The following is a 4,887-nucleotide window of genomic DNA, read 5'->3' as shown; positions in this document are numbered from 1 at the left end:
GACAGAAACCGGCCGGCGCTGGTCCGGGCCCGGACATGTCGATCCGCAAGGACGACGTCCTGTCTGGAACGCAAGGAGCCGCAACCGACGCAGCGACGCCGCAAGGCTGGCGTCCGGCGGCCGCCCAGAAGACCGCGCAAACGGCGCAAGCCCTCGCATCGAACAGTCAAGCCAGGCCATCCTCCGCCGCCGGGCGCTTGGATGTGGTCAGCCAGCAGAGCTTCCCCGCGCCGGCCCAAAACGCCTTCGGCCAGACAGTATCGGCGCTGGCCGAGGCGATCGCCTCTGACAGCGGCGTTCAGCAGGCCTACTCGAGCGCTCCGATCGGCTCGCACGCGACCAACTCTGTTGCCGTTTCGACACATGTCCTGAAGATCGAGCTCCACCCGGCTGACCTCGGCCCCGTCACCGCCAGCCTGCGTCTTTCCGGAGAGCAGCTTTCGATCGAGATGAAGCCGGAAACGCACGAGGCGTACCGCCGTCTGACCGCTGACAGCGACGCCATCGTCAAGTCGCTCCGCAGTCTTGGTTTCGACGTCGATCACGTCACCGTCATGCAACCCTCGATAGCGGTCCATTCGCCCGGTCGCGTCGAAGCGAGCGGCGCGCCGCCGATGTCCACGGGCCGCGAACAGCCTTCGTTCCAGCCCGGGAACTCGGGCGGCAACAGCGCCGGCGGCGATCGGCAACCGGGAAGGAACAACGGCAATGGCGCACAGGAATTCGGCCGCGCTGCTTCGCCTCTTCGCGAGCGCGCTGGCGACGATATCTATATCTAGTCTGGCCGCGACCGTCGCCAAAGCCGCGCCCAATCCTTGCGAGCCGGAAATCCTGCGCGCCGCCGATCGCTATGGCGTGCCGGCCGGTATCCTTTACGCGGTCGGCCTGACCGAAACGGGAAAGAAGGGCAGCCTTCAGCCCAATGCTTTGAATGTAGAAGGAAAGGCTGTTTTTCCGCGCAGCAGGGGCGAAGCGCTGGCGACGTTCGAGAATGCCCGCCGCGAGGGCAAGACGCTGATCGATCTCGGCTGCATGCAGATCAATCATCGCTATCATGGCGCGCAGTTCCGCAGCGTCGAGGACATGCTAGACCCGCACCAGAACGTCGACTACGCCGCGCGCTTCCTGGCGAGCCTCCACGCGCGCCACATGACTTGGTCGATGGCCGTCGCCCGCTATCATGCCGGCCCCGACAACGACCCGGCGCAGAAGGTGTATGTCTGCCGCGTCATCACCAACATGGTCGCCACCGGCTTCGGCAAATGGACGCCGAACGCCAGCGCGTTCTGCAACCAATAGTTGCTCAAGATATGCCCTTTAGTCCGCCGCGAGGGGGTTCACAGCGGCAGCCGGCAGCCCTCTATCCAGTGCCGCGAATTGACCCTTCACGGCCGGCTTTATTACGGCTCCCAAAAAAACTCCCAAGAAAATAGCTACAAGAAATGACGGTTTTTCAGGATTCACCGCACCGGATACCGCTTTCCGCACGGGGCAAGTGAGATGATTCGGAGGGCGGGCCGATGATCGTGATCGTTGATGAGCGCGAGCTCGTAACTGAGGGCTACAGCTCACTTTTCGATCGCGAGGGCGTTGCCACCGCGGGCTTCGCGCCAGGCGAGTTCGGCGAGTGGGTGAACTCTGCCGCCGACACGGACTTGAGATCGGTCAGGGCTTTCCTTATCGGCGACTGCCGCGAGGGCGCCATCTCGCCGCGCCAGATCCGCGACCGCACCGGCGCGCCGGTGATCGCGCTCAGCGAACAGCACTCGCTGGAACACACGCTCAGGCTTTTCGAGAGCGGCGTCGACGACGTCGTCCGCAAGCCGGTGCACATCCGCGAAATCCTCGCCCGCATCACCGCCATCCGCCGCCGCGCCCGCGAAGAGGCCGCCTACACCGAGGTCGGCTCGATGCGCATCTTCATGGACGGGCGCGACCCGGAGGTCGACGGCGAGCCGCTGCCGCTGCCGCGTCGCGAGCGGCGCATCCTGGAGTATTTGGCCAGCAATCGCGGCCGGCGCGTGACCAAGACGCAGGTGTTCAACGCCATCTACGGCATCTTCGACGAGGAGGTCGAGGAGAACGTGGTGGAGAGCCACATCTCGAAGCTGCGCAAGAAATTGCGCGAGAAGCTCGGCCACGACCCGATCGATTCCAAGAGGTTCCTCGGCTACCGGCTGGTGTTTTGATGGCCGTCGCCGGCACATCCCGCGCCAGCCTCGCGCAAGACACGAGGCTTAGTTTTGTAGCCTCTCAGAAAGGCACCGAGGAGATGTATCGATGAGCCTCTACGGAATGATGCGCACCGGCGTCTCCGGTATGAACGCCCAGGCCAACCGCTTGTCCACGGTGGCCGACAATATCGCGAATTCCGACACAACCGGCTACAAGCGCTCCTCCGCCGAATTCTCGACGCTGATCATGCCCAGCACCGGCGGCGCCTATAATTCGGGTGGCGTCACGACGACGATCCGTTCGGCCGTCAGCTCGCAGGGTGTTCTGCAATACACCACTTCGGTCTCCGACCTCGCCGTCAACGGCGACGGCTTCTTCGTCGTGCAGGACCCGAGCGGAACGCCCTATCTCACCCGCGCCGGCGCCTTCGTTCCGGACGCTCAAGGACGCCTCGTCAACGCCGCCGGCTACCAGCTGATGGCCTACAGCTACGCCAACGGCGATCCGGCCGCGACCGCCAACGGCTTCGAAGGCCTCGTGCCGGTGCAGATTTCCGATCAGGAGATGACGGCGACGCCGAGCACGGAAGGGACATTCACCGGCAACCTGCCGGCTGGCGCCACCGCTGTCACCGCCGGCAACCTACCCACCGACAACAGCACCTCGTCACAATACACGTCGAAATCGTCGCTGGTCGCCTACGACAATCTCGGCAACAAGGTGTTGCTCGACGTCTATTTCACCAACACCGGCACCGGCACCTGGCAGGTCTCGGTGTTCGATCAGTCGAAGGCCACGGCCGGCACGTCGTTCCCCTATGCGGGCGGCGCGCTGGGTTCGGCCAATCTCACCTTCGACACCACCACCGGCAAGCTCACCGGCGCGACCACCGGCGTGTCCTTCACGGTGCCGAACGGGTCGACTCTCAACCTCGACCTCTCCAAGCTGACGCAACTCGGAACCGGCTTCACGGTCTCCGACGCCAACGTCAACGGCAATGCGCCGAGCACGATCGAAAAGATCCAGATCAGCCAGGACGGCGTCATCTACGCCCAATTCGAGGATGGCTCCACCAAGCCGCTCTACAAGATCCCGCTGGCCGACGTTCAGAGCCCCGACAACCTCACCGCGATGCCGGGCAACGTCTATGTGCAGAGCGCGGACTCAGGCGCTGTTCGCATCGGCTTTGCCAATGAAGGAAAGCTTGGCTCGGTTGTCTCGGGCGCGCTCGAAAATTCCAATGTCGATATCGCCGAGGAACTGACCAACATGATTGCGGCGCAGCGCAGCTACACCGCCAACTCGAAGGTCTTCCAGACCGGTTCCGACCTGATGGACGTCCTGGTCAACCTGAAGAGATAACCCCATCGGGCGCCAGCCCGTGAAAGACCCGCATGTCGCTTTCCACCGCATTAAGCATCGCCCAGTCGGCGCTCCTGGCCACATCCAAGCAAACCAGCGTCGTGTCGCGCAATGTGGCCGACGCGTCCAACCCGGACTATGCCCGTCGCGTCGCCGTCGTCACCAGCACGGCGCCCGGCGCGCGATCGGTGGAGATACAGCGCGCCGCCAATGATCTTCTGTTCCGGCAGAACCTTTCCGCGCTGTCGGCATGGAGCGGCCAGAGCGCGCTTTACAGCGGCATGGATCAGCTCGACCTATCGGTTAATGGTGTCGACAATGCGTCGTCTGCGTCGATCGCGATCGGCAATCTGCAGCAGGCGCTGCAGCTCTACGCCACCACGCCGTCGAACCAGAATCTCGGCGCCAGCGTCATCGACGCAGCCAAGCAGGTGGTGAGCTCGCTGAACGACGGCACCACGGCGATCCAGGATTTCCGCACCCAGACGGACGGCCAGATCGCCACCGCCGTCGACGACCTCAACTCGCTGCTCAGCCAGTTCCAGGACGCCAACAAGGCCGTCATCGCCGGCACGCGCTCCGGCACGGATGTGTCGGACGCGCTCGACCAGCGGGACGCGCTTCTCAAGAAGATCGCCGAATATGTCCCGGTCTCGACCTTCACGCGCGGCGACAACGACATGGTCATCACCACCAAGGACGGCACGACGCTGTTCGAGACGGTGCCGCGGTCGGTGACCTTCACGCCCTCGGCCGGCTACACCGCTGGCACGCCCGGCAACACGATCTATATCGACAATGTGCCGCTTTCTGCAGGCACCGGCGACAATACCAGCGCCGACGGCAAGCTTGCCGGCATGCTGAAGCTGCGCGACGGCGTTGCCGCGACCATGCAGAGCCAGCTCGACGAGATCGCGCGCGGCCTGATCACGGCATTTGCCGAGACCGCGCCGTCTCAGCCCAACGCCGCAGGCCTGTTCACCTGGTCCGGCGCGCCGGCTATTCCCGCTGCCGGCACCCTGGTCGACGGCCTCGCCGGCTCGATCAGCGTCAACGCCGCGTTTGACCCGAGCGCCGGCGGCAGCGCGGCGCTGCTGCGCGACGGCGGCGCCAACGGCGCGGCCTATGTTTCCAACACCGGCGGCGGCGCCTCCTATTCTGACCTGCTGATCGCCTACGGCAACAGGCTCGACCAGCCGATGGCCTTCGACACCTCCGCCGGCATCACGGTCAGCTCCGGCGTCTCGGACTACGCGGCCAACACCATCGGCTGGTTCGAAGGCGTGCGCCAGCAGGCGTCGACCAACGCCGACGCGAAGGAAGCGCTGGCCACTCGCACCGCCGAAGCGC

General features: G+C 64.8%; 5 protein-coding genes. All 5 read left to right on the top strand.

The annotated features are described in order from the left end of the window. Positions 1-779: flagellar hook-length control protein FliK (locus EOA49_RS30270; protein ID WP_164749332.1), on the top strand; the 779-nt coding region annotated here is incomplete at its 5' end. Further along, positions 709-1,299: a transglycosylase SLT domain-containing protein gene (locus tag EOA49_RS30265; RefSeq protein ID WP_127241481.1), complete on the top strand. Its 591-nt coding sequence runs from the start codon at positions 709-711 to the stop codon at positions 1,297-1,299. The genes EOA49_RS30270 and EOA49_RS30265, both read left to right, overlap by 71 nt. Positions 1,300-1,520: 221 nt before the next feature. Continuing rightward, complete coding sequence (locus EOA49_RS30260) at positions 1,521-2,189, top strand: response regulator transcription factor (protein WP_127241482.1); 669 nt, start codon at positions 1,521-1,523, stop codon at positions 2,187-2,189. Between the two features lie 91 nt (positions 2,190-2,280). Further along, a complete protein-coding gene (locus EOA49_RS30255; RefSeq protein WP_067002423.1) occupies positions 2,281-3,537 on the top strand; it encodes a flagellar hook protein FlgE in 1,257 nt (418 codons plus the stop codon). Between the two features lie 32 nt (positions 3,538-3,569). Next, a partial coding sequence (flgK, locus tag EOA49_RS30250) for a flagellar hook-associated protein FlgK (protein ID WP_127243539.1) occupies positions 3,570-4,887 on the top strand: 1,318 nt, incomplete at its 3' end.

The sequence above is a fragment of the Mesorhizobium sp. M1A.F.Ca.IN.020.04.1.1 genome, assembly GCF_003997315.1.
GTDB lineage: Bacteria > Pseudomonadota > Alphaproteobacteria > Rhizobiales > Rhizobiaceae > Mesorhizobium.
Note: the sequence above shows the minus strand (reverse complement) of the source record. Positions and strands in the feature narration are given on the sequence as shown.

Coding starts and splice junctions, on each gene's coding strand:
- EOA49_RS30265 (WP_127241481.1), top strand. CDS start 709: ATGGCGCACAGGAATTCGGCCGCGCTGCTTCGCCTCTTCGCGAGCGCG.
- EOA49_RS30260 (WP_127241482.1), top strand. CDS start 1,521: ATGATCGTGATCGTTGATGAGCGCGAGCTCGTAACTGAGGGCTACAGC.
- EOA49_RS30255 (WP_067002423.1), top strand. CDS start 2,281: ATGAGCCTCTACGGAATGATGCGCACCGGCGTCTCCGGTATGAACGCC.